Origin of the sequence: Stratiformator vulcanicus, from assembly GCF_007744515.1 — a bacterium.
Taxonomy (GTDB): domain Bacteria; phylum Planctomycetota; class Planctomycetia; order Planctomycetales; family Planctomycetaceae; genus Stratiformator; species Stratiformator vulcanicus.
Genome location: NZ_CP036268.1, coordinates 1,029,895 through 1,053,602, shown reverse-complemented (window position 1 = coordinate 1,053,602; position 23,708 = coordinate 1,029,895). Strand labels below are relative to the sequence as shown.

The following is a 23,708-nucleotide window of genomic DNA, read 5'->3' as shown; positions in this document are numbered from 1 at the left end:
AGCGAAATCGACTCAGGCCGATTTTTTTCCGTTCGCCGTCGCTTGCTCCAGCAGAGGAGCCACCTGACCGATGACGCTCCGCATATCGGCGACGATGCCGTTCTCGAGCTCTTCGGTCGTGATCCCGTCGCAGGCATTCACGCACGCCTGAATGCGGCGGACGATCTCCTGATTCGCCGAAGAATCTTCACCGTAGATTTCGCCGTCCGGCGTAATCAGCAATGAGATCGCGTCGGCGTCGGTCGCCTGATGGGGGGCGGGAGTATCCATGTCGGCTTTGTCCGTCGGGGCGGCAGGCAGAATGCGCGCGCGAATTGATAAACCGCACGACCTGCTTAATTCATCGGCACGATCGACCGAACGACTTAGTTAGAATCGGCAGAACCCTGAAGGCTCACGTCCGTAACGGCTTCAAAAGCCCGGATGAGTGAGTGAATCACCCTTACATTACGAAGCGTCGGGCGCGGTTGCTTCCGCGATCGAGCGGAGAAGCCCGGCTTGGCGATGGGTGAGCGGCGCATTCAGTCGGCAGCCAATGAGGTGCCAGTCGTCCTTTTCCCGGCACCACATCACTTTGGCAGAGAGGTTCAATCGCTGAGGGCCGTGATGGGCCTCGATCAGCAAGGCCGTTCCATTTTCGACCGGGCGTTCGCTCGCAATCCGGACACCCGACGTCGATGCGTCCGCAAGACGGGCATCGCACAATGCGCCCGCCGTTCCGTCGCCGGCCAGAAATCGGATCGATACGTCTTGGGCCGGGCGGGGTTCGGCCCGGCGATCGTCTTTGGAACGACGATCAGTAGAGTTGAGTATCATCGGCTATCCGCGAACAGAGATCGACTTGGCGAGAGCAACGTTTTCGCGCAAGCGCGAGTCGCCGCCTATCGATACTTAGCCCGCACACGGACACCCGACACGGCGTGATTGGCTCATCGGGACAATTTACGGCCGTGCGATCAACGCGACCGTCATGATCGCGCTCATCGGTCGTTCGGAGGACAGCCGGAATGGTCAGCGGACCGGTTGAAACGGTTTCAGCGTGTCTTCTGCCGTCGCACTCTGCGCCAGCACCAACGCGATATCTCCCGCCTTCAGCGTGTCATCCGCACCGGGCACTTTGACGAAGTTTTCGCGTTCAATCGCCGCGATAATGCCGTGAGAGAGGTCCTGTTCCTTCAGCGGTGATTCCGTGATCGGGCTGCCGGCGACGACTTCGACCTCGTAGACCTCGGCCTCACCGCCGGCCACGTCGTAGCGGCTCATCACCACGCCCGACTGCACCATGCCGAGGACCTGCCGCGCCATCACCTGCCTTGGGCTGACCGCCGCGTCGATGCCCAACTTACCGAGTACGTTCGCGTAATCGGGTCGGCGGACGACGCTCATAATTTTTTTGGCGCCCAACTCCCGCGCTTCGACGCCGCAAATGATGTTGTCTTCATCGCGACCGGTCGCCGCGACGAACGCATCGCACTTTCCGACGCGGGCGTCTTCCATCTCGGCCCGTCGCGTGACGTCGGCATTGAGAACTGTGGCGTGATCAAGTTTCGACGCGAGTTCTTCACATCGTTGCGCGTCCGATTCGAGGATGACCGTTTCGAACCGTCCGCGTTCGAGTACGCGGGCCAGGTTGTAGCCGATCTCCCCGCCTCCCCCGATGACCACCCGCATCCTTTCGGGAGTCCCGCTTTCGAACAGTGATTTTACTTTCGCAATCGAATCACTCGTTCCCATTAAAGTGACGAAGATTCCCGGCTCAAGTAAGTCTTCGGCCGTCGCGATGCGGGTTTGTCGGTCCCGCGTGATAAAGCCGATCCGCACGCCCTTGCGCATCTTCAGCTCGAAGAGTTTCTTGCCGGCCGCCCGGCTGTGCGGTTCCACCGCGACTTCCTGGACCTCGACGCCACCGCGCAGAAAGTTCTCGATCGTGAATAATCCCCGAGCGCGAATGCTCTTCGCCAGTTCGAGCGCGGTCAGAAACTCAAGGCTGAGCAGCCGATCGACACCGAAGTGACGGCGATAGTCGAACGTGCTCGCGTCGCGGTAGGCCTCGTTGTAGATACGGGCGACGCTGCGAGCGGCTCCCATCTGCTTCGCGAGACTCGACCCGATCAGGTTGACCTCATCGAGGTTGGTCACGCCGAGATAAAGGTCGGCACTCTGTACGCCCGCTTGAAACAAAGTGACGGCATCGCAGCCGTTCCCGCGGACCGTTTGAATATCGAGGCTTTCCTCGAGCCGGTCGAGTACGTCGCGCGAGCTGTCGACCAGACAGACATCGTGTCCGTTATTGCAGAGCGTTCGCGCGATCGACGTTCCGACCGTGCCGCCACCCAGAATGACAATATTCATGCCCGACTTAACCCAACGATTCCGTTCGCCATCTGCGACTCAAAGCGTCTTACCGAACACTGCCGTCCACTTTCAAACGATCGTGGCCCGATGCGAGGTGTCGGCGCCGCAGTCATATTTCACTCAACGCCGTCGCTATCGTAGTGCCCGGACCCACGCGGACACAAAGCCATCGATCCGCGTCATTTGAGATTGCGGACATTGCGGGCATCGACGAACTTCAGGTGTCGGTAAAGCATCTCCATCCGACGGGCATCGTGTCCTGCCGCCGCTGCCGCCCGCACGGGATTGCCGAAGATCGCCTCGACTTCCATCGGCCGCCCGAGTTTGTGGTCGACCCTCATGCTGCTGTCGTAAGGCACCATCTTACGGGTGTCCTCCAGCATCTTTTCAACGAAGGACTCATCGATCGAGTACCCTTCGGCGGCAGCCGATGCGACGACTTCTTCCATCAGCGTTTTCGCCATCTCGGTCCCGTCGAAGCACTCCATGATGTCCGCCGTCGATGCGTCGAGCGCCACGGACAGGCCGTTAAACGGAATATTCCAGACGAGCTTTCTCCAGCGGGTGAGCCGGATGTCTGGGCTGGGCGTGACCGATATTGTGGCGGAAGCAAAATCCTGCCCGATGTCCCCCACGCGCTCCGATACCCCATTGCCTAAGAACTCGCCGAACTCGATTCGCCCGTAGTCGAGATGTCGGATGTGTCCGGGTCCGACTTTGTTGCTGCACAGGAAACAACACCCGCTGAGTGTCCGATCCGCACCGACGACGGCGGTGGCTTCCTGTTCGATGTCGAGCCCGTTCTGCAGAACCAGAACGCACCCGTCCGCTTTCACGATCGGCGGCAGCAACTCGGCAAGCAAGTGGTTTTGAGTTGTCTTCAGTGCGACGATGACGACGTCGCAAGCCGGCATTTCTTCGGGCGTGCCGAAGACGGAGACATCGCTTAAATGAAAGTCACCCGCCTTTGATTCGACCTTCAGCCCGTTGTCGCGAATGTGGTCGACGTCACTGTGAGCCAGAAAGTGAACTTCGCACCCCGACCGGGCCAGCAGACCACCGTAATAGCCTCCCAGCGCTCCGGTTCCGACAATTCCGTATGTCCGATCGCTCATTCGCTTCGCCCCGCGCCGTCACCTGGATTCGCTCTTCTTCAATATTAACACAATAACGTCGGGTGGCCGGATACGGCGCTTTCGCCGCCCCCGGAACGCGAACTCTCAAAATCAGAACTGTTCGAAAATGGTGCCACCAAAGACACGATCACTGTGGGCGTCGTAAAGATGCCGTCCACAGCCACCCATTTGAATGACTGTTTCTTTCAATCTAACTCGCTATCGAGGGGTACGTATTGGGATGTCAGGGCCGCAAGTCGACCCTCTACTCGTCCGGTTCCTCATTGGTGCGGATCACGTTGAAGGCAGCTCCTTGGGGGTCCGTAACGACGGCAATCGTTCCGACATCCATATCGAACGGTTCCGCGATTACTCCGCCGCCGGCCTCCCGCACTTTCGCCACGACGGACGGCACATCATCGACCGTCACGTACACGCTCCAGTTCGGAGGGGCGTCGCCCCACGCTTCAGTCATTGCCATGATGCCGCCGTTCATTCGACCGGCGTGATGAATGATTTCATATCGTGACATCGCTCCAGAACTTGATTCGTACGTCCAACCGAACAGTTCGCCGTAAAACTTCAACGCGGTTTCGATGTCGCGGGTTGCCAGTTCGTTCCAGCCCCATGCCCCGGTTTGGTTGACCAGCTCGGCACCGAAGTGTTCCTGAGGTTCCCAGATAAAGAAATAGGCGCCCGTAGGATCCTGAATGCCCGCCATGCGTCCGGCCGTCATAACCTGCATCAATGGCATTGTGACGGTACCGCCCAATTCCGTTGCTTTGGCTGCGACCGCTTCGGCATCGCCAACGCTGATATAGCTGTTCCAAACCGGCGGCATTCCTCCCGACTTCATTTCTTCAGGCATTTCACCGAGCCCGGCTACGCTGTGCTCGCCATGCCGGAACATCACGTAGGGCGGTCCGCCCTGTGTGTCCTGGTCTTCGGCCGACCACCCGAAGACCTCCGAATAAAACCGTTTGGCTCCTTCGATCTCATGAGCCATGAGGTCGATCCAGCAGAAGATTCCTGCATCAAATTGTGTTCGAAGCCCCATTTGCTGTTCCCTCCCCATGAAGTTCAACGGACCGAATCGGATGTGGACACAATGTCACCTTTATGGTCGAAACGCAAGCAACTTCGGAGTCACGACAAGAATTGTTACCCGGCATTTGAGAATAGACTCTCCATCAATCGGAAAGCCGATTGCACCCTCAACGCGGCGGCTCCGTTTAACCCATCGAGAAGCGACTTCCGATGGCCGGGAGGGGAATCACTCAGGGCGATGCCCGAGGCGGCCGACCGAGGTTTCGAAATAGCGTTTGCGTCGCTTGCTCGTATCGGTTTCCGATCGATCGCTATTGCGAAGATCATCGACATTTGCCTGACAGTAGCGGCAGCCCACCCGCTCCAAGTGAAAACGGATGTAGTCGCGTTCTTCGACTTCGCCGCTTCCCTCAAGGAACCGACCGACGTCGACGCGGGTGGGGCAACTCAATCGAGCGGTCCGCCAGATATCCCCCACGCCGTGTTGCCCGACATCTCGCCGCGCAATGATCACAGCCAATCGCTCGCGCAGCGATTCGGAGTTGCGTAACTGACTCTCGATCTCCGCCGCATTCGCCGACGGAAGTTGCTCAGACAGGTACGCTTCGAGAGTCGAATCGGCAATCAAGTCGGCGGAGGGCATCGGAGCCAGATTTACAGAGCCATGGTCGGTTCGCAGCTCACAGCGGAGCCGCTTCGATCTTTATCATAGAGAAAGTGATCCGATCATGGCCCGGAATTCAGCCATCGGCGACAGATCGGAATAATTGGTTCGTCATTCACACAATTTTGGAATTCTCGTTGGGAACCAGAGCGAACTACTGTGGCAATTTCTCGGGTTGATCGCCACGATGGACTTGCTGGCGGTTTGGGCCGACCGCCAGCCAATTCGGATCGACCGCTTGCGCCGCCGGTCGCCGACTCCCCCGGCTCGATACCCTCCCGTGCAGCACGTGGCAGAAACTTCCGCAATCACCTATCGGTCGTTTCGCAACAGCGACCCACCCGCTCTCGTCGCGTTGTGGCACGACTGCGAACTCGGTCGAGGTGCGGCCTCGGGATTCTCCTATGACGCGCTGGAGTTCCTCAACTTTTCGCAGCGGTACTTTGACCCGAACGGGTTTATCGTTGCGGTTGAAGAGGGCAGCGACGACATCGTGGGTTTTGTCCACGCGGGCTTCGGCCCCAACGAAGATTTCTCGGCCCTTACCAAAGAGCGGGGAGCAATTTGCGCAATCATGGTCCGCCCGCAGTTCCGCGGACTCGGCGTCGGTCGCGAATTGCTGTCGCGCGCTGAGGCCTACCTCCGCGACAACGGGGCAACCGAACTGATCGCGGGGCCGGCTCCTCCGTTTGATCCATTCTACATCGGGCTCTACGGCGGCAGCCGCCCGACGGGATTCCTCGAAAGCGATCCCGATGCGGAGCCGTTTCTGACAAAACTCGGTTACGAACCGGCCGAGCGCTACTTTGTGCTGCAGCGCGACATCGTCAACACGCGCGATCCGCTGAATTTTCGGCTCGTCAACGTCCGCCGAAAGATGAAGCTGAGCATCGCCGCCGGCTCTCCACGCAGCGACTGGTGGTGGATGACCCGCTACGGCCGACTCGAAACGCTGCGATTCCTGCTCGAACCGAAGTCGGGCGGAGAGTCCGTAGCGTCCGTTACGGTGATCGGCCTCGATTTGTATCTGCAGAAGTGGCACCAGCGCGTCGTCGGACTGATCGATCTCAATGTGAACGAGGACAGTCGACGCAAAGGCTACGCCCAGACCCTTCTGACGGAGCTCTGCAAACGGCTCCGCGACGAAATGGTCACGCTCGTCGAAGCCCACGTCAGCGAGTCGAATACGGCGGCGCTGAAGGTCTTCGAGTACAGCGGCTTCGAAAAGATCGACACCGGCGTCGTCTATCGAAAGCAAGCCGAGTAACGCCGCGACCGAAGACAAGCCCGCAGCGCGAGCAAGGGACGCAACCGAGCGATCCCCCTTGCTTGGCGATCAAAGAAAATGGACCTGCCCAGACTCGAACTGGGGACTTCCACCGTGTGAAGATGGCGCTCTAACCAACTGAGCTACAGGTCCGAATACGCGAGACCATGCAGGTTTTATCGCGGGCGGCCGCCTTCTGGCAAGCCCTCGCCGCAACGAAGCTGCGGCTGAACGTCCAACGGCTGCGGTGACTCTTCCAACAGCAGCCTCGCCACAAGCCCGCTGAACCACGACGGGAACCCCGCCCCGTAGGCTGACGTCTCGCCCCGACACGGCGTGATGACGGGGGGCCGCTCCGGCACGTTGCGGACACTCTGGTCAATCTGTTCGCTTGCGGCGTGCGGATTGAATTCTGTCGAATGGAGGCTGTCGATGAGCATCGGCGGGGAACCTGGTCGGCGAAGAACTGACGGGACGGTAAGTCCGTGTACCGTTCCGACAAGCCATCGAGCAAAATGTTCGCGCCAAGCGATAATTAGCAGAGAACCAAAGCCTCGACTTGAGGCAAGCAAGCCGGACTATCAATCACAATCCGGTGTCAACACGTCACTTCGACACCAGCAGTTCGACCACGGCGGCCTGCATGTGAAAATTTTTCGCAACTGAGATCGCGTTCCCGAAAGCTGTCGATAAAATCCCAGCGATCTACAGTCCACTACGGGACTACTGAACGCGCTTTTAATCCCAGCCGCGGCTGTGGCGCATCTGCCCTCCCTGCCGAAGGAATTCCCCCGATGGTCGTCACGAAATGGCTGCGCTCCCTTTACGCCGACTCCTTTCGCCCGCGACGCCGACGACGCGGGTTCACGGCAATCGAACCGCTGGAGCAGCGGGTGATGCTCTCGGGCACCGCGACCGACCCGCAGACGATCGACATTGACTGGCACCAAACCCAAAAGCGGATCTCGACCGGCTGGCGCGACTCGTTACTGCTCGATGAATTAAACGACCCGTCGGCCCAAATTACCGGTCACAGTAATTTCACGCCCGCCAACGGTGTCGACGGTGGACAATTAGAATGGGTCAGCAAGTGGGGCGGCATTGACTGGATCGCGCCCACGAATTTCAGCACCAACGCGGACGATGAGCTCGTCGCGTCCTTTGATATCACCGTCGACAACGGCACCGACACCTACGACGCGACGGTCAATATTAAACTTAACAATAGCGCCGTTACAGCGGCCGACGACGCATTCGTCATTAACAATGAAGACGACATTTACACCGGCTGGCGCGGGCCGTTATTCGATAACGATAACGACTCGGACGGCGATGACCTCACCACGACGACGCAGCGCGACGTCTCGACCGACGGCGGTGTCGCGAAATGGCTAAGCAAACGCGGCGGCCTGTTCTATAAACCCGACGCCGACTATCTCGGCGTCGACGAATTGTCTTACACCGTCACCGATGGCGTTTCGAGCGACTCCGCGGACGTTAAGATCGCGGTCGTCGGCGACATTAATATTACGTTGAGCGAAGACACGGCCGTCGGCACCTATGTCGCTACCCTCCCCGCCGAATGGGCGTCCGATCCGTTCTCGGTCTCGCTCAGCAATAGCGAATATTTCGAAATCGAAGAGATCGACGGCGAGCACAAGCTGAAATTAATTAAGCAGCTCGACTATGAATCGACCGGCTACATCGACGGCAAATCCTGGAAAGGCGTCGGCTTCACCGAAGCGTTTGAAGTGACTGCAACACAAGGTGCCGCGACTGGCTTTGCGGTAGCGAGCGGGCGGGTTGTGGTAACAATTAAGAATTTAAAACCGTATGCAAACACCGACTTCTACACCATCGAAATGAACGAAACACTTGAAGTCGATCGCAGTTCATTGCTTTTGCTACCGACAGAAAACGACTTTGATTTTAGTTCACCTCCGGGGATGTTCGCTGCGACAATTGTAAGCGGCCCATCAAACGGGATTTTATCGTTTGATAGCGTGACCGGAGAATTTACATATACGCCGAATCCGGACTTCGCCGGCGAAGATAGATTCACTTACGAAATTTCTGACGGTGAATTGTCCGACGTTGCCAACGTGTATATTAATGTTGTTGCATATTCGAATCATGTTCTCGTCCAACGATTTCGGGAATTGCATCCCCATTATGCACCGATGTTTGATTACATGGTCGGGGCGGGCTACACGCTCGCAATGCAAGATTTGCCAGACATGGGCGACCCTGATGACCCCGAAGCAAAATTTTGGGAGGCTTACGGGCTTGATGTACTTGGAAAAACCATAACGGTTGATATTGGCACTGGCACCTTCTTTACGTCGGACAAGCCGATTGACGAGCAGGCTGGTTCGCTTCGTGCGGCCGTCCGGCGTTTTGCAGCCGTTACCTGGCAAATGTCTACGACGGACGTAGAGTTTGTTTCCAAGGAGCTTGAAATACGCCCAGAACTCATGCGAGCTTGGCTCGCAATGACAGGAGCAGCGTACGGCTTATGGCAGTCGACGTCGGGGGATAGCCTTTGCCACTCTTACTCAGCAACGATGTATGACGCAGCGTCGCCATTTCTCTTGAATAGTGATCGCTATATTTTGCGTAATCGTAGCGTCGGGTTCTCACACTGGGGCGTATACATAGCGGACGCCACGATCTATGATGAATCAAGAAAGCCTGATACCCCGACGGTCATCTTCCACGTCGGGTCCGGCCTAAACCCTCTCTGGCACACCACGTACGATGGTGATTGGCCTATCAGACTCAGCTATCCGGGAGATCCTCTTCCACCGGGTTATTACGCCTACGACATTTATCACTTTTAGATCGCGTATCGACCGAAATGACTCTAGAGTCGCCCTAAAGATAGATGATGAAACTCAAACTATTTTATGCTCGACGGGTGGCGAACTACTGCATAGCTGTTGCGATTGGCGTCGCGGTCATCGTGATTGCCCTCGAAATGCTATTTCCATCTTCGCCGCCTTTGATCCGAGGCGTTACGATTTCGGAGCGCGGTGATACTGTAGCGATCGCTGGCTTCGATCGAACTATTCGTTTTGGCCGTGGTTCGTCGAACCTTACAGTGATTGAAGTTTTCGAAAGAAGCTCAACCACGGTTGCTCTGGATGTGGGAGTTGACGACTTTGAGGTAGCGCTTGCCTGTGCCGATTCAATGGTTTTTTCCGCGGTCAATCAGCTGAAGAAGAATCGAGAGGGTTGGCGTCCAGGTAAGGGGCCGTGGGAATTTGCTTCTGCGGTCGCCGAAGCGCCGACCGATTTAGAGGCCACCCGGACCGGCAAAATGCTTGCCTTCGCGACACGGGGCGAATACGGCGTATTTGACGTGAGCGAGCAGGAGCTTCTTTGGCAAGAGGAAATTCGAAATTCGCCGCTGCTGGATTGCGAAATTTGGGGCGATAACGGTCTCGTTATCTACAAGCCGAACGAGATCATACTGTTAGATCTTCGTACGCGGCTACTTCGTAATACAGTTCCCGTTTCAAGTCGCGATATTCCATTTCGATTTCGGCATGACGTTCGAACCAACGTCATTGCTTGCGACTTCGCCAACAAACTTTTAGCGCTGCACCTGCAGCAAGAAGATGGAAGACACGCAATACGTGTATTTAAATTTGCAAATAACTTTAAAGCTAGTTTCGACTATTCTGCGAAGAGCGCGCATTTGCGGGGATTCAGTTTTTTATCAGAATCTCGATTGGTTGCCATCGACGGTTCTGAATTTGTCTTGATCGATTCGGATACCGGCGCGGTATTACATAGGCAACCGGTTTTTCCGCAAGAAAACTCGACTGAAGATCGTGGCCGTATTTATTCGCAACTCTTTGCAGGCTCCTCCGGAAAAGTGGTGGTTTGTAAGCCGGAGATTTCGTCGACTGCTGATGTGTGGTTTTACGAAGCCGACCGCTTGCACCCGCAATTTCGGATACGTTGGGGTCGTAAGCCGACTTTGGAACCGTTCTAATCCCGCTCCATGGGCTCGGCGGGTGACATGCCACCCTCAGTTGGGCATATGCGTGCGGTTGCTACGATCAACCGAATTGCATTGGGACAGACTTCGATGGCTCGGCCGTTACCATCGTCAATTGCGCGGCCTCTAACACTTCCCAAACTTAACTTTCTTTATTCAATTCCAACGCATCCGGTCCCAACGTCAGGATCGTTGGGTCTTCAGGGGGGTGATTGCGAACGAAGTTGAGTACGTCATCGACGGTGAGGGCATCGATCGCGCTTTGCACTTCGTCGAGCGTCCGCACGCGGCCGAGGTGGTACCAGTCTTTGGCGATTGAGCCGGCGCGGGAGATCGTCGACTCCTGCTGCATGACGAGGCCGCTCTTCGCCCGGCTGCGGCAGCGATCGAGTTCATTCTGCTCGATGCCCTCGGCCAGTCGACCGAACTCGCCGAGCGTCACGTCAAGCGTCTCCTGCGCCCGCTCGTTCGTCGTGCCTGCGTAACACATTAGCCGGCCTTCGGCTTTAGTTCCCCGCAGAGATGCGCTGATCGCATAGCAAAGGCCGCGACGCTCGCGGACTTCCGTGAACAGACGCGAGCTCATTCCCCCGGATAAAACACTCGCCGCAGCCCACGCGGCGAAGTATTGCGGATGGGAATATGGGATCGAATCGAACGAGATGCCGATATGCGTTTGCGTCAAATCCTGCGTGATGTGATCGTGCTTCGATCCTCGGGGGCCTGTCTCGATCGAAGGCTCGGGCTGCTGCGGCCAGTCGCCCAGCAGTTCGTCGACGAGGTCTTTGAGTCCCTCAAAGTCGACGTGCCCAGCAACACCAACGATCGCGCCGTTGGGACGGAAGCAGGTGCGGTAGTGGTCTGCGACGGTCTGATGCGACAGCGCTTCGAGACCCGCGAGCGTCCCGTCGGTCGGCAGTCCCCACGGGACGTCATAGCAGCGGCGACGCAGTTCGCTCATGGTCCTACTGCGAGGCTCGTCTTCGTTGGCGAGAACCGATTGGACCACCCCCGCTCGCGACGCGTCGAATTCGGCCTCCGGCAAACGTGGGCTGAGCAAGATGTCGCGATAAATTCGGAGCGTGGCCGGGATGTTCTCGGCCAGCGTGGCGACGCCGAACGTCAAATGGGATGTGCCGGTCGACTCGGAGCGGCGCGTGCCGAGGTCATCCAGGTCTGAAGAGAGTTCGCGTGAGTTTCGAGGGCCCGCACCGCGTGTGATCAATTCCGTGAGAACGGCTGCGGAGCCGCTCTCGCCGGGCGGGTCGTACACGCTGCCTGCCGGAACCATGATCGAAAACGACGCCGACTTGACGTCAGCCATCGGCTCGACGAGCAGCGTGAGGCCGTTGTCGTAGGTGTGTGTCCGGACTTCAGGATCCGGCATGGCGAGTCCATTCGAGCAATTTGCGGAGCGTGTTTTTGGAACGCTCCAGTATGATCACGTTGGCTGAGATCGGCAACGCGGCGGCGGCGGAGCGCTCCCTATCGGTCGCGGCTAAACGAACTCCTCACTCTGACGTTGCGCGGACGTATTGGCGGTAGCGTTCGTTGACGTTTCCTGTTTTCGCGTTGCCGGGGTGGACGTAGAGGGCATAACGAAGGCGGAGCGATTCGCCGGGCTGGAGTATGACGGGCTGAGCTTCGCTTTTCCCTTTGGTATAAGCCTTCTCGCCGAAGGGGCTGGCGGCGAACAGTCCGTAGCCGCGTACGTGGTAACGGGCCGGGCGGAAGTTCTCAGGGTGATCGAAGATCGCAACGCCGACATCGTTGCCGCCGACGGTGCCGGAGTAGTCGACCCATTTCGCGGTCTGCCCCCAAACGTCCGACTCACCGGAGCGCCCTTCAGAGTCGCTGATTTTGCCGGTGCCGCCTTTGGCTCGCAGTTCGTTGGCGACGCGGAAGGCGAAGAAGCCTTCCTTGGTGTCGGCGAAGGAGACCGGTTCGGTGCCGGCGGGTTCGAGGGTGATGTCGTAGCCGATGAGTCGGTCCGGGGTCAGCCTGATGTCCGTTTTCTCGACCAGCACCGGTTTGCCTTCGCTGCCGAGCCAGTGATTCACTGTGCGAAGTCGAAGCGATCCATTCTTGGCCGTTTCGCTCCGATCGATTTTCGCACTGATATGTTTGATCGGATCTTTTTCGAGCCAATGATCACCGCCATTGACTTTCTCAAGGGCGACCCAAAGACCTTTGTGGTGCGGATGGTCGGAGACATCTTGTTTGTCGAGTCCGCGGGTCAGCGGCTGCCCGAACGGCCCTTTGATCGGATGGAAGAACGGCTTTTCGAAGTCTTCTCCGTAATGAAATTTGGTAAACGGGTCGGAGTCGATCAAGACATGAATTTCCTCGTAAGGAAGCCAGCGAACCGCACCTACGATCACGTCGCGCGAGTGAGGTGCGTCGCCTGCACCCGCCGGAGCGAAAGGCAAAGCAAAAAAGAGGGTCGGCACAATGTAAAGCAGTTGCCAATAGGTAGGCGAAACACGCGCAAGCATTCGATTGACCGTTCAAATATTAAGATTGACGTGACGCCCCGTGAGGCCGCCTCTTTCGACTGACCGTTGCCCGCGATCAAGACATCAGTCAACGTGACCGACTTCGCGGTATATCTCTAAGCCACAGTGGACTGATTCATGAACGCTGTCAAGAAACGACTTCATCCCTATCCCAGCGTGTCACCGCCGCCCCCGCCTGCTCGGATGGCTGAAAATGACTGGGAACTGATCATCTGCGGGGAGCTAACCGACAAGCAGCTCGAAATCGAGCAACAACTCGTCGAGGTGCCGCGGAACTCGAAAGGCACGATCTGGTTCGATTCCTGCGGCGGCAGCGCTTACGTCGGGCTGGCCATGGCGTCATTGATTCGCCTGCGAGGATTGAACGCCGTCGCCGTCGTGACCGGTGAGTGCAGCAGCGCCGCGATCATGCCCTTTGCCGCCTGCAAAGAGCGGTACGTCACCCGCCATTCGACAATGCTGTTCCATCCCGTCCGCTGGCAAAGCGACGAGGACGTGCGGATGGAAGAAGCCGCCGAATGGGCCCGCCATTTTCAGGTCATGGAAGGGGACATGGACCGCCTGCTCAGCCGAATGCTGCCGATGGACGACAAGCTGCTTCAAGACTGGACCCGCCCCGGACGTTTTGTCACCGGCGAGGAAGTGGTTGCAGCCGGCCTGGCGACGATGGTTGACCTCTTCTCAGGTGACGTGTGGACGCAGATGCGAAGCAGTGCGAGAATGGTTGATACGAATCGATAGCTCATCGAAAGGAGGGTCGGATGGCGGAGTTCATTCTCAATGAAGAGTCGGCCAAGACGCCGATCGGGGAAGTGCTGGCCGGGTTGGAGGACGACGTCCTCGTCATTCAAGACTCTGACGGTCTATCTATCGCAACAATTCGGCGACCAACATTTATGGTGGGGATACCTTCGGAGCCACCGTCGGCCGAAGAACTGCAGGCAGTTCGCGAGCGATCGCACAAGGATTGGCGAACCGGAATGACGACAGCAGATATGCTGGCCCACCTTGAGTCGAAAGCGTCGTCCCAATGATCCCGGCCCGCCGTTACCAAGTCATTTGGGATGATGTACTGGTCGAGCACATGACGGAACGCTGGGTCGACGGAAATGCGACCGTCCGGCAAACCTTAACTGAATTGTCTCATGCGATTGAATTGAAGCTCGGTGCGGGTGAGTTCTCCTCTGCTTTGGCCTTCGAAGACGATGACAGCGTCTTTCGATTCGAATTCCGAAGCAGTGGCGCGGTTGCCTCAATTAACTTCCGCGTATTCGAGGAAGATCGCATTGTATATGTCTTTCGGGTTTCGATCCGAATCGGCAGGCCGAAGACTGACCCCTAATCGACTTGCGGGACATAGCAGACTCGCTATTCTCAGCAGCGTTTTGACTTTCCCCTGCGCTCCGGGGCTTTCCAATGCACATCATGATTCGAGGGGTCGCCGTCTTGGCGGTCCTGTTGCTTTCGCTGTCCGCGCCGGTCCACTGCTTCGCCCAAGACGACTCGGTAACGTCTGAGGCTGCTCCCACCGAGGGGGGTGCGGCGGAGGATACGGCCGAGGTCGTCCCGGAACTCGACACCGGCGACACCGCCTGGATGCTCGTGTCGACCGCACTGGTCTTGATGATGACCGCGCCGGGGCTGGCCCTATTTTACGGCGGCCTCGTCCGACGCAAGAACGTGCTCTCGGTCGTCATGCAGTGCATCACGATGATGGGGCTGATGAGCATCGTGTGGGCGCTATGGGGCTACAGCCTCGCCTTCGGCGGCAGCGGCGGCTTCATCGGAAACCTCGATCACGTGCTGCTCCGGGGCGTCATCCCGACTTGGAATGCCGAAGCGGGTGAGGCGGTCGTTCCGATGAGCGGAACGATTCCGGCGTCGCTTTTTATGGCCTTTCAAGGAATGTTCTTCATCATTACGCCCGCACTGATCTGCGGGGCGATTGCCGAACGGGTCCGGTTTGCGCCGCTGTGCCTGTTCCTCGTACTGTGGGGCACGCTCGTGTATTGCCCGATCGCGCACTGGGTCTGGGGCGACGGCGGCTGGCTGCTCGAAGGTCGATTCGCCGCGCTCGACTTCGCCGGCGGAACCGTCGTGCATGTCAGCTCCGGTGTGACGGCCCTCATTTGCTGTCTATTGCTCGGGCCGCGGTACGGGCACCGTGTTGAGCCGATGCCGCCGCACAATATGACTTACACCGCGATCGGAACGGCTCTGCTGTGGGTCGGCTGGTTCGGCTTTAATGCCGGAAGCGCACTCGCCGCGAATGCCACGGCCGTGAATGCATTCGTCGCCACCCACCTTGCCGCAGCGGCCGGGGTCATCGGCTGGTCGGTCGCAGAGTGGATCGCGTTTAAGAAGCCGACCGTTCTCGGAGCCTGCTCCGGCGGCGTGGCCGGACTCGTCGGCATCACCCCGGCCGCCGGGGCGGTCGATCCGATCCGAGGAATCGCGATCGGTTTAATCTGCGGCGTCGCCTGCTATCTGGCATGTATTAAATTGAAGAACGCCCTCGGCTATGACGACTCGCTCGACGCCTTCGGCGTCCATGGCGTTGGCGGTGCCGTCGGAGCGCTGCTCACCGGTGTGTTCGCGACAGCGGCGATCACCGGCGACCCGGAAGTCGTCGGACTCGTTGAAGGTAATGCGAATCAGCTCCTCAACCAATTCATCGGCGTACTCGCCGCTGCGGGATATGCCGCGATCGCATCGGCAGTCCTGTTTAAGGGGATCGACCTCGTGATGGGCTTCCGCGTCACTCGCGAGAACGAACAACGAGGACTCGACCTGACCGAACACGGCGAGGACGGATATATCTTTCAATAACGTCGCAATCGCAAGACCCGCTTAATTGTGATTGACGGTCACAAATTCGACGTTAAGAGACGGAAGTTCGACAATCGCGATCGAATACTCAGCCGCCCGATGCATCGCTCCCGGATTGAGCACGAGCGTCGAACTGATTGTTTCAAGCCGCCGGACGTGCGTGTGTCCGTGGCAAACGAGATCGTAGTCGCCGGATCGAATCGCTTTGCGAAGCAGTTTCGGGTCGTCTCCGTGGGTCATCGCGATGCGAACGGTGCCGAGGGTTAGATCGGCAAAGCGGCCGTGACCAATCAGTTCGGTTCCGTCGAACATGGGCGCGAACAGGGCCTCGTCCCGGTCGACGTTTCCGAAGACAAAGTGCGTCGGGCGACCGCGAAATAGTGGAACGATGTCGGGACGACCGATATCGCCGCAATGCAGCACTGCATCTGGCTGATACCGCTCGATCTGTCGAATCGCCTCGGTCGTATTGGAGATCTGCCCGTGAGTGTCGCTGAGAACTGCAACTTTCATGACGTAATTATCGTTGAGCCGAAGCCGTGCGTTTAACGTCTTGCATTGGCACTAAGGAGTTTAAAAATTGATTCGCCGCGGGCGGATGCACCGGTTGGTCCGCGGTCCACACCATCTGCAAGATATAACTTCGATCGCCGACGACAACGTTCCGCTCTCGAAAAAAGTAGGCGCGACCATCAACGTCCGCTTCGAGCAGCAGGTCTCGCCCGAGATAGCTGCGGTAGCGAATTAACTGGTCGTGCTTGATCTCGGCCCCGAATTCCTTGATGGAACGATCGCGGGTCGAATTGAAAATTTTCACGGCATCTTTTTGACTGATCGGGCTGTCGTGATCGACACTCGACACCGCAAAACTGATCGCTCCCTGCGCGCTGAGTGCGTGGGCGCAAACGCGGTCGCAGTTGTTAACCGATCCGGTCGTCAAGCGGGGTTCCTGTGGAAGCATGACCTGGAACCGACCCTGCTCCGATCGGAACCAACGCCACTGGTCGGGAGGTACGTCGAGTTCGGGTTTTCCATCGAGCGATGTCGAGTCGTCGGCCTTCAGATCGTCAAGAGCGGGCCGGTCTTCGAGCGGCGCCGGAGCGGCCGTCACCTGGAGGTTCGCATCGTCATCTCCGGCCGCTTCAATCGGCGTCAGATCGCCGGTGATTTTGAGGCTCTTCAAAAATCGATCGATGTCGGCTGCATCGACAGGTCGTTGCTGATCGCGGTCGACGACTTTGACCTCGAAGAATCGAGAGCCGGTCGTTACGAGGCAGGCCGAGACCGTAATCGGTTTGTCTTCGAATGTGCCCTTGAGCACAAATTGTCGCGACGGCGACCCGTCGATCACGACCGACTTTTCATTGGAAGCCGTCGCTTCAAATCGCTTCGCGTATGTGTTGCGAACATTGTCGAAAATGAGCGGAATCTGTTCGGTCGACGGTGTCTGCTTTAAATCAAAGTAACTGATCCGGAACTCGCCGCGGTTGAGCGGACCTGTCGTCGTATACGCCTTATATGGCGAACTGCCGGCACGGCTTGAGACGACGGTTGGTCGTGCGGGGAACTGCGCGGAGAAGCCCGCGCCCGACGGCGTGACCGTCCGCCATCCACGAACAGCGACCTCCGGTTCAGACGGGCGAAATGACTTGAAGAACCGGTCTTTGTCCGCGTCGCTCCAACTCGAATCTCCGACGAAGATCACCTGTAGTTCGTAGCATCGCGAGCCGACCGGCAGGAAGCGAAAAAGACTGTAGAGCGTCTTGTCGGAATTCGCTTCCTTCCAAGATGACGTTAACTCCGTTCCAGATTTCTCATCGATCGCGTCGAGCGGACCTCGAATCATCTTTTTCCGAAGGATCGCCCCGCTCAATTCCGAGCGGATGGCCTCGCTCGTTCCGAGGATCAACCCTTCTTGAGCGGCGCCGGTATCGGGACCGACCAGATCGTGCACCGTCAGTCGATAGTGCGCCAGCCGGTCCGAACTGACCGAACGATAGGTCGCCCGGCGCGGCTCGCCCGTTTCTGAAAGGACTTCGATCTCGGGTGTCGTCGGAAAGCTCGCGGCGAATCGATCGATCTGCGACTCGTAAGAGACCCAGGGAGAAGGCTCATCGGCCGAGGCGGTCAGCCCCACCGCACAGAGGCAGGCCAACACAACAAATTTTTTACCGAACCGAGTCATCAAACCCCGTGCCTCCCTGCACCGAGAAAATCCACCAGTTCGAAAGTCGGCGATTTCTACACCGAAACTGCATGGGGGCCGGACAATCGGTCCGGCTGGACCAACCGGACCGCTCAGTGCTCCGATCACTCTGCGCCAATTACCCGAACTGACTCGAAGTCATCAGCCGATCGGTTGGGATACCGATGATTCGACATCGAAGTTCCGGCCGGTTTGCAGCGCCACCATTTCAGGATAGATCGTTCCCGTGCGCACCAACTCGTCATGGGTGCCACGTTCAACGATCCGGCCGTCTTCGATGACCAGGATCAGATGGGCGTGCCGGATCGTGCTGAGCCGGTGGGCAATCACAAAACTCGTCCGATCAGCCATCAGGTTCTGCAGAGCGTCCTGAATGAGCCGCTCGCTCTCGGTGTCGAGATTGCTCGTCGCCTCGTCGAGAATGAGCAGTTTCGGCTCGGCCAGCACCGCCCGGGCGATGGCCAGTCGCTGACGTTGCCCGCCGGAGAGCTTCACGCCCCGTTCACCGATCACCGTCTCATATCCCTGCGGCAATCGCTCAACGAACTCGTGGGCATTCGCCGCGCGGGCGGCCCGGATGATGTCCGTCAAATCAGCCGCGCGGTTTGCGTAGGCGATATTTTCGGTGACGGTTCCGTCGAACAGAAACACATCCTGCTCAACAACGCCGAGCAGCCGGCGATATTGCTCGACGTCGTATTCTCTAACGTCGACGTCATCAAGCAGAATCTGACCACCGGTAGCGTCGTAAAACCTCGCGACCAAGTTGCAGAGGGTTGTCTTACCCGCGCCGCTGCGACCGACCAGTGCGATGACTTCGCCCGGTTCGGCTTCGAACGAGACTTCCCGCAACGAGAAGCCGGCGTCGTCCTCTGATGTGTCGTATCGAAAGTCGACATTGTCGAAGGTGACCCGCCCGGCGACCGCACTGCGATCAAGCGGCCGACAGTCTTCCGGCCGAGGCATCTCGGTCGGCTCAGCCAGCACATCAAGGATGCGATCCAGCCCGGACAGGCTGTTCTGGAACTGAGCCGCACTCTGCGCAAGCACTGCGATCGGCTCCAACAACATGAGCAGGTAAACGAGGAACATCATCAGATCGCCGAGCGTGAGGCTTCCTTCGAGTACCTGCCAGCCGCCATAGAGCAGCAAACCGGCGCTGGCGAGTGGAATCACCGTTTCCCAAATCGATTCAACGATTCGCACCCACCACCACGCGTAGAGCTCCTGTCGCCCCATGAAGTGCTGAGACTTCATGTTGCGTGTTCCTTCGCTGCGTTCCCGGGCGAAGGCCCTGACGACGCGCATCCCGCCGAATGACTCCGTCGCTTGAGCGTCGACCTCTTCCCGCGTGGCCCGGACCGCTTTGAACTGGGGCCGAATGCGATTGATCCAAGTCCGATGCGTCACGTACACGACCGGCAGCATCGCGATCGCCCCGACGAGCAGTCGCCAGTCGACGAAGGCAAGAATCAAGAGGCTCCCGATCAACTGCACCGCGGCCCGCCACGGATTGTAGATCAGGCCGAAGACGAGATCTCCGACACTTCCGGAATCGTTCCGCAGGATGCTCGCAATTCCCCCCGACTTAAGATCGTGAACCCGGTGCATTGGCAGCCGAACGGCGTGAGCGAACACCCGCTTGCGAACGCTCATCTGCACGCGTTTGGTCGTCAGCGTCGCCCGCCAACGGCCCCACAGCCCGAACCCGACCTTCACAAACGAGATCGCGACTACGACACCGATGATGAGTGCGAGCAGCGCTCCGCGTTCTTCGGGCAGCGGAATCGCAGCGGCGATCCACTCCGGCATCGGCTGGTCGCCCAGCACGTTGTCAACAACCAGTTTGGTCGCCGCCGGCGGGATGAGCCCAAGACCGGTCGACAACGTCAGCATCACCAGGGCGAATGCGACGCTGGGCCAGTAACCGTCGATCAACCCAAAAAACTCGCGCAGCAACTGCCATGACGAGCGATGTCGTCCGCGATACCACGCGAGTGGATCATCGGGCTTGTCGTCCTTCGATTTTCTCTGAAACAGATTCTGCGAGTAGTCGCGAAAACGATCACGACTGGTCCGAATAATTCCCGGCATAACTCTCCCTTCGATCCGCAATGATTTGCCGGGACGCCCCCAGAGTCAACTTTTCAAAACCCGACAAGCCACGCACAAGGTCAACAAGCCGCGCACGAAGTAAGCGGATAAAAGCGAAGCACCACGTACGCAACGTGTTAAGGATCACTCCTCGATCCGCCCATCGCGCATCCGCAAGACCGTGTCACCCGACGTCAGATGACTTTGATCGTGCGTCACAACGACGACAGTCGACTTGCGTTCGGCGTGGAGGTCCCGCAAATAGCCGAACACCTCCGCCCCGGTCTTGCTGTCGAGTTCGCCCGTCGGTTCATCGGCGAGGATCAACTTCGGATCTTTGAGCAGCGCTCGAGCAATCGCCACCCGTTGCTGTTCACCCCCGGATAGTTGATTGGGTGTGTGATCGATCCGGTTTTCCAGTCCGACTCGTTTCAGCAATTCGACCGCCCGCGATTTCAACTCACCGTTCACTCCCCGCGGCAGATAGGGCACGAGCGCGTTGTCGACGGCGTTTAAATTCTTGAGCAGGTTAAAGCTCTGAAATATAAAGCCGACGTCGTCGCGACGGTAAGAGTCCTTCGCAGAGTCGGGCATTTCATTGATCGAGTGCCCGTCAACGACGATGTCCCCGGCCGTCGGTGCATCGAGCGCACCCATTAAATAGAGCAGCGTGCTCTTACCGCTGCCGGATGGTCCCAGAATAAAGGTGAAGGAACCTTCCGGAATCGTCGCCGTCACGCCCCGCAGCGCATGCACGGCCGTCTCCCCGCGGTGATGCGTTTTGGCAACGTCTTGCAGTTCGATCATGATTGAAAAAGGTGAGTGGTGAGTGGTGAGTGGTGAGTGGTGAGTGGTGAGTGGTGAGTGGTGAGTGGTGAGTGGATTCTATTCTTTAAGAATAGAAGTTTGAAAATCCCGCAAATTCAACCAATTCGGCAACAAAGTACTCAATTTCCTCTCACCTCTAACCTCTAACCCCTCACCTCTACTTAGCCTCTGCGGATCGCTTCCATTGGAGCCATCCTCATCGCCCACAATGCCGGATAGAGGCCTCCCACAACGCCGAGCAGAGAGCTGAAGATTAATGCGAAACCGATGAGCTCAGGGCTGGCATAGAGATTCAGTCGGTCCGGGAAATAGGCGTTAAGAATCAGCGTCGCCGCCCAGCCGATGGAGGTTCCCAATACTCCACCGCCGAGGCCGATCAGTCCGCTTTCGGCCGTAATGAGTTTCACAACGTCGAGGCGACTCCACCCGTTGGCTTTGAGGATGCCGAATTCGATAATCCGTTCGCTCACACTCATCAACATCGTATTAATCACACTTAAGACCGCGATCGTCAGGCCGATGCTCGTCAAGATCGATAGAAACAAATCAAGGTCGCCCGTGAGCTGATCGAATTGAGCCGACCAATCATCCATGGTGCGGACATCAACCCCGGACTTCGGCTCTCCCCCCGAACCGGTCGGCGATCCTGCTCCCAGAGAAGGCGGCGCGGGAGCAGGTTTTAACTCGCCGCTGAGAAGCTGATCGATCGACTCGAATAACGATTCGACCGGATTTTTATCGGACAGCAGTAACAACTCGCTCGGACGCCACGGTTCGATGGCGCGATCGGCAAAGTTATCGGAAATTCGTTCGGCGACGGCCTTTGGCTCCGCTCCGGGTGCGGCTTCGATGTAGAAGGCCGAAACGGTTTCCGGGTCGTAGCGGGTAATCTGCCGGACCATGTCGACATCGAGCACAATAGCCACATCGACCAGAATCGACCCGACGGAATAGATGCCGACGATTTTGCATTCGACCCCGTTCGGTGTCAGCACGTCGCCGACCGTCGCCCCGAACTCTTCGGCGATGAAGTTGCTGACCACGCAATTGGTCGTGCCTCGATCTTCGAGCGTGAGGTACCGGCCTTCGATGATCGAGTCGCCAAACAGATCGGTTGAGAGTTGGAGTCGCGAGGGGATGTCGGTCCCGCAGAACAATCGCGGCGGCGAGATAATCGCCTTCCCGTTGATCATGTTCACGCGTTGCCAAACTTCCGTGTTGACGACGCCAACCCCGTCGACCTGCTCAATTTCCTGCTGCCAGTCGGAGGGAAGGGTCGAAAACAGCGGGATCGGCGCCCCCGGCTGCATCGCCACGAGTCCCGGAACGCGGGCGAACGTGTCTTTGACCGTCGCGTCGAGCCCGTGTGCCACGCTGAACAGGCCCACCATCCCGGCAATGGCGACCGTCAGTCCCAACAGAGCCAAGATGGTTCGCGCGGGACGAGACCAGAGATTACGGAGTGCGAACAGGAGCATTTGCGACTTGGTGTGGAGAGGAAGCGGTTCGCGAAATGTTAGACCGCCCCTCGTCTAACTTCCACCTGCCGTAGACGCGGGTCGCAAACCTGACTGAACGATTCGGAAACTCGAATGGGTGCGGTGAAGCGTCTTTGACGAGCAGTCGCCCGTCCGAGATACGCGTTCCGGGGGCGGCGAAAGCGTCGTCCCCGGCCACCCAGCGGCCGTGCTAGTTTTCACCGCCCAGTTCCGATCGCTCAGAACTCGGCAACTCACGGATACGCACGTTCCGAAACCAGGCTTTGCTGCCATGATCCTGAAAGCCGATGTGCCCGCGGCGCGGCAATTCGGCGATCGCGGCGAGAAATTTGTGATTGGTGCCATCCGGTCGCTTGCCCGGCTCGGCCCATTCGTCGGCATTCAGAGTCGCCGTGCGAAGGCCGTTGACGGTCACAACAATGCGGGGACCGTTCGCGTAAACTTGAACCTCGTTCCACTCGCCGACGGGCCGCTGCACGTTCTCCGCCGCGGGCACGAGATCATAAATCGCGCCGAAGTCGTGGTTCCCCGTTCCTCCGGGGCCGACTTGAATTTCGAAACCGCTGCGAGGGTTTTTCTTCGGGTTTCCAAAGTGCTTTGTGGGGTCGACGAGCCGGATGAAGATGCCCGAGTTCGTTTTCTCGCTCGACTGTTTGACTTCGAGCCGCAGTTCGAAGTTCTCAAATACATCGTCGTGATAAACGTATCTTCCGCCCGCCTTGTGAGGCTGAATCGCACCTTCTTCGAGCGGGCCCGCATACGGCTTGTTGGGTGCGACCAGCCAACCGTCGGTCGAGGTGCCGTCGAACAGCGAGCGGAAACCAGTTTCCTCCGGCCTGACTTCGTCGTCCCATTTCAAGTACTTAGCGTACAAGCCCGGCAGTGACCGAGTTCCGCCATCGGCGATCGCCGCCTGCCAACCCTCGACCCAGCCTCGAATAAAGGCGAGATTGCGCAAGCTGGGATGCGTCGGACAGCCTTGATGGCCTTTGCTGAATGCCCAGTGATAGCCGGTCGCGAATCCTTCGCGATAGAGCTTTGACTTCTGCTGACTGTCGTCAAACGGCGTCGATTCAATCTCCGGAACGACGATCTCTTTGGACGCGGACGTTTCGGTGGTCTCTTGGGCGTTTGAGTCGTCCACCATTCCGAGGCAAATTGTCATTGCCGCCATCAAGGCCGCAGGTCGAAAGTGAGCGCGCATTAAGTACCTCCGCGAGAATTTGTTTCGCCTGCAATCATGAGGTCGACCGGCGCGAAGCTCAAATCACCGGCAGTACTG

At 58.3% G+C, this 23,708-nt stretch carries 22 protein-coding genes and 1 tRNA gene; 7 read left to right on the top strand and 16 right to left on the bottom strand.

The features are described 5' to 3' along the window. Window positions 1–12: 12 nt before the first annotated feature. From Pan189_RS03950 to Pan189_RS03925, 6 genes are all read right to left on the bottom strand, one after another. Window positions 13–270, bottom strand: a complete 258-nt coding sequence (locus Pan189_RS03950; RefSeq protein ID WP_145362664.1) for a hypothetical protein — start codon at window positions 268–270, stop codon at window positions 13–15. A gap of 177 nt (window positions 271–447) precedes the next feature. Further along, a complete protein-coding gene (locus Pan189_RS03945) occupies window positions 448–816 on the bottom strand; it encodes a PilZ domain-containing protein (RefSeq protein ID WP_145362663.1) in 369 nt (122 codons plus the stop codon). A 195-nt stretch (window positions 817–1,011) separates the two neighbouring features. Further along, a complete protein-coding gene (gene trkA / locus Pan189_RS03940) occupies window positions 1,012–2,352 on the bottom strand; it encodes a Trk system potassium transporter TrkA (RefSeq protein ID WP_145362662.1) in 1,341 nt (446 codons plus the stop codon). A 182-nt stretch (window positions 2,353–2,534) separates the two neighbouring features. After that, the gene (locus Pan189_RS03935) at window positions 2,535–3,470 is read right to left on the bottom strand and encodes a putative 2-dehydropantoate 2-reductase (RefSeq protein ID WP_145362661.1); all 936 of its coding nucleotides are present in this window, start codon (window positions 3,468–3,470) and stop codon (window positions 2,535–2,537) included. Between the two features lie 265 nt (window positions 3,471–3,735). Then, window positions 3,736–4,527 (bottom strand): VOC family protein, encoded by a 792-nt coding sequence (locus tag Pan189_RS03930; protein WP_310821052.1) that lies wholly within the window; start codon window positions 4,525–4,527, stop codon window positions 3,736–3,738. A 216-nt stretch (window positions 4,528–4,743) separates the two neighbouring features. Beyond that, complete coding sequence (locus Pan189_RS03925) at window positions 4,744–5,160, bottom strand: hypothetical protein (protein WP_145362659.1); 417 nt, start codon at window positions 5,158–5,160, stop codon at window positions 4,744–4,746. A gap of 124 nt (window positions 5,161–5,284) precedes the next feature. On the opposite strand from Pan189_RS03925, the gene Pan189_RS03920 reads away from it, so the two are divergent. Further along, on the top strand, window positions 5,285–6,448 hold the full coding sequence (locus Pan189_RS03920) for a GNAT family N-acetyltransferase (RefSeq protein WP_145362658.1): 1,164 nt from the start codon (window positions 5,285–5,287) through the stop codon (window positions 6,446–6,448). 79 nt (window positions 6,449–6,527) lie between these two features. On the opposite strand, the gene Pan189_RS03915 is transcribed toward Pan189_RS03920, so the two are convergent. Both Pan189_RS03915 and Pan189_RS03910 read right to left on the bottom strand, forming a co-directional pair. Next, window positions 6,528–6,601, bottom strand: a tRNA-Val gene (locus tag Pan189_RS03915). 23 nt (window positions 6,602–6,624) lie between these two features. Beyond that, on the bottom strand, window positions 6,625–6,888 hold the full coding sequence (locus Pan189_RS03910; protein WP_145362657.1) for a hypothetical protein: 264 nt from the start codon (window positions 6,886–6,888) through the stop codon (window positions 6,625–6,627). A gap of 354 nt (window positions 6,889–7,242) precedes the next feature. Here Pan189_RS03910 and Pan189_RS03905 point away from each other — a divergent pair, with 354 nt between their 5' ends. Further along, window positions 7,243–9,288 (top strand): Ig-like domain-containing protein, encoded by a 2,046-nt coding sequence (locus Pan189_RS03905; protein ID WP_145362656.1) that lies wholly within the window; start codon window positions 7,243–7,245, stop codon window positions 9,286–9,288. A gap of 47 nt (window positions 9,289–9,335) precedes the next feature. Then, window positions 9,336–10,448: a hypothetical protein gene (locus Pan189_RS03900; protein WP_145362655.1), complete on the top strand. Its 1,113-nt coding sequence runs from the start codon at window positions 9,336–9,338 to the stop codon at window positions 10,446–10,448. A 148-nt stretch (window positions 10,449–10,596) separates the two neighbouring features. Here Pan189_RS03900 and Pan189_RS03895 read toward each other — a convergent pair whose 3' ends face one another. Both Pan189_RS03895 and Pan189_RS03890 read right to left on the bottom strand, forming a co-directional pair. Next, entirely contained in the window at window positions 10,597–11,841 is a 1,245-nt protein-coding gene (locus Pan189_RS03895) for a M16 family metallopeptidase (protein WP_145362654.1), read from the bottom strand. A 124-nt stretch (window positions 11,842–11,965) separates the two neighbouring features. Then, window positions 11,966–12,949 (bottom strand): DUF6807 domain-containing protein, encoded by a 984-nt coding sequence (locus Pan189_RS03890; protein ID WP_145362653.1) that lies wholly within the window; start codon window positions 12,947–12,949, stop codon window positions 11,966–11,968. Between the two features lie 138 nt (window positions 12,950–13,087). Between Pan189_RS03890 and Pan189_RS03885 the strand changes: the two genes are divergently transcribed. The 4 genes from Pan189_RS03885 (at window position 13,088) to Pan189_RS03870 (ending at window position 15,799) form a co-directional block, all read left to right on the top strand. Next, the gene (locus Pan189_RS03885; protein WP_145362652.1) at window positions 13,088–13,711 is read left to right on the top strand and encodes an ATP-dependent Clp protease proteolytic subunit; all 624 of its coding nucleotides are present in this window, start codon (window positions 13,088–13,090) and stop codon (window positions 13,709–13,711) included. Window positions 13,712–13,731: 20 nt separating this feature from the next. Continuing rightward, window positions 13,732–14,004, top strand: a complete 273-nt coding sequence (locus tag Pan189_RS03880; protein ID WP_145362651.1) for a hypothetical protein — start codon at window positions 13,732–13,734, stop codon at window positions 14,002–14,004. Beyond that, complete coding sequence (locus Pan189_RS03875) at window positions 14,001–14,312, top strand: hypothetical protein (RefSeq protein WP_145362650.1); 312 nt, start codon at window positions 14,001–14,003, stop codon at window positions 14,310–14,312. The genes Pan189_RS03880 and Pan189_RS03875 overlap by 4 nt, the downstream gene beginning before the upstream one ends. 74 nt (window positions 14,313–14,386) lie before the next feature. Beyond that, window positions 14,387–15,799, top strand: a complete 1,413-nt coding sequence (locus Pan189_RS03870) for an ammonium transporter (RefSeq protein WP_310821051.1) — start codon at window positions 14,387–14,389, stop codon at window positions 15,797–15,799. A 21-nt stretch (window positions 15,800–15,820) separates the two neighbouring features. Here Pan189_RS03870 and Pan189_RS03865 read toward each other — a convergent pair whose 3' ends face one another. The 6 genes from Pan189_RS03865 to Pan189_RS03840 form a co-directional block, all read right to left on the bottom strand. Beyond that, window positions 15,821–16,312: a metallophosphoesterase family protein gene (locus tag Pan189_RS03865; RefSeq protein ID WP_145362649.1), complete on the bottom strand. Its 492-nt coding sequence runs from the start codon at window positions 16,310–16,312 to the stop codon at window positions 15,821–15,823. Between the two features lie 7 nt (window positions 16,313–16,319). Further along, the gene (locus Pan189_RS03860) at window positions 16,320–17,984 is read right to left on the bottom strand and encodes a hypothetical protein (RefSeq protein WP_145362648.1); all 1,665 of its coding nucleotides are present in this window, start codon (window positions 17,982–17,984) and stop codon (window positions 16,320–16,322) included. Between the two features lie 162 nt (window positions 17,985–18,146). Next, entirely contained in the window at window positions 18,147–20,099 is a 1,953-nt protein-coding gene (locus tag Pan189_RS03855) for an ABC transporter ATP-binding protein (RefSeq protein WP_145362647.1), read from the bottom strand. Between the two features lie 144 nt (window positions 20,100–20,243). Next, window positions 20,244–20,906, bottom strand: a complete 663-nt coding sequence (locus Pan189_RS03850; protein WP_145362646.1) for an ABC transporter ATP-binding protein — start codon at window positions 20,904–20,906, stop codon at window positions 20,244–20,246. A 182-nt stretch (window positions 20,907–21,088) separates the two neighbouring features. Then, complete coding sequence (locus tag Pan189_RS03845) at window positions 21,089–22,405, bottom strand: ABC transporter permease (protein WP_145362645.1); 1,317 nt, start codon at window positions 22,403–22,405, stop codon at window positions 21,089–21,091. Window positions 22,406–22,616: 211 nt separating this feature from the next. Continuing rightward, window positions 22,617–23,630: a 3-keto-disaccharide hydrolase gene (locus Pan189_RS03840; RefSeq protein WP_145362644.1), complete on the bottom strand. Its 1,014-nt coding sequence runs from the start codon at window positions 23,628–23,630 to the stop codon at window positions 22,617–22,619. Between the last annotated feature and the right edge of the window lie 78 nt (window positions 23,631–23,708).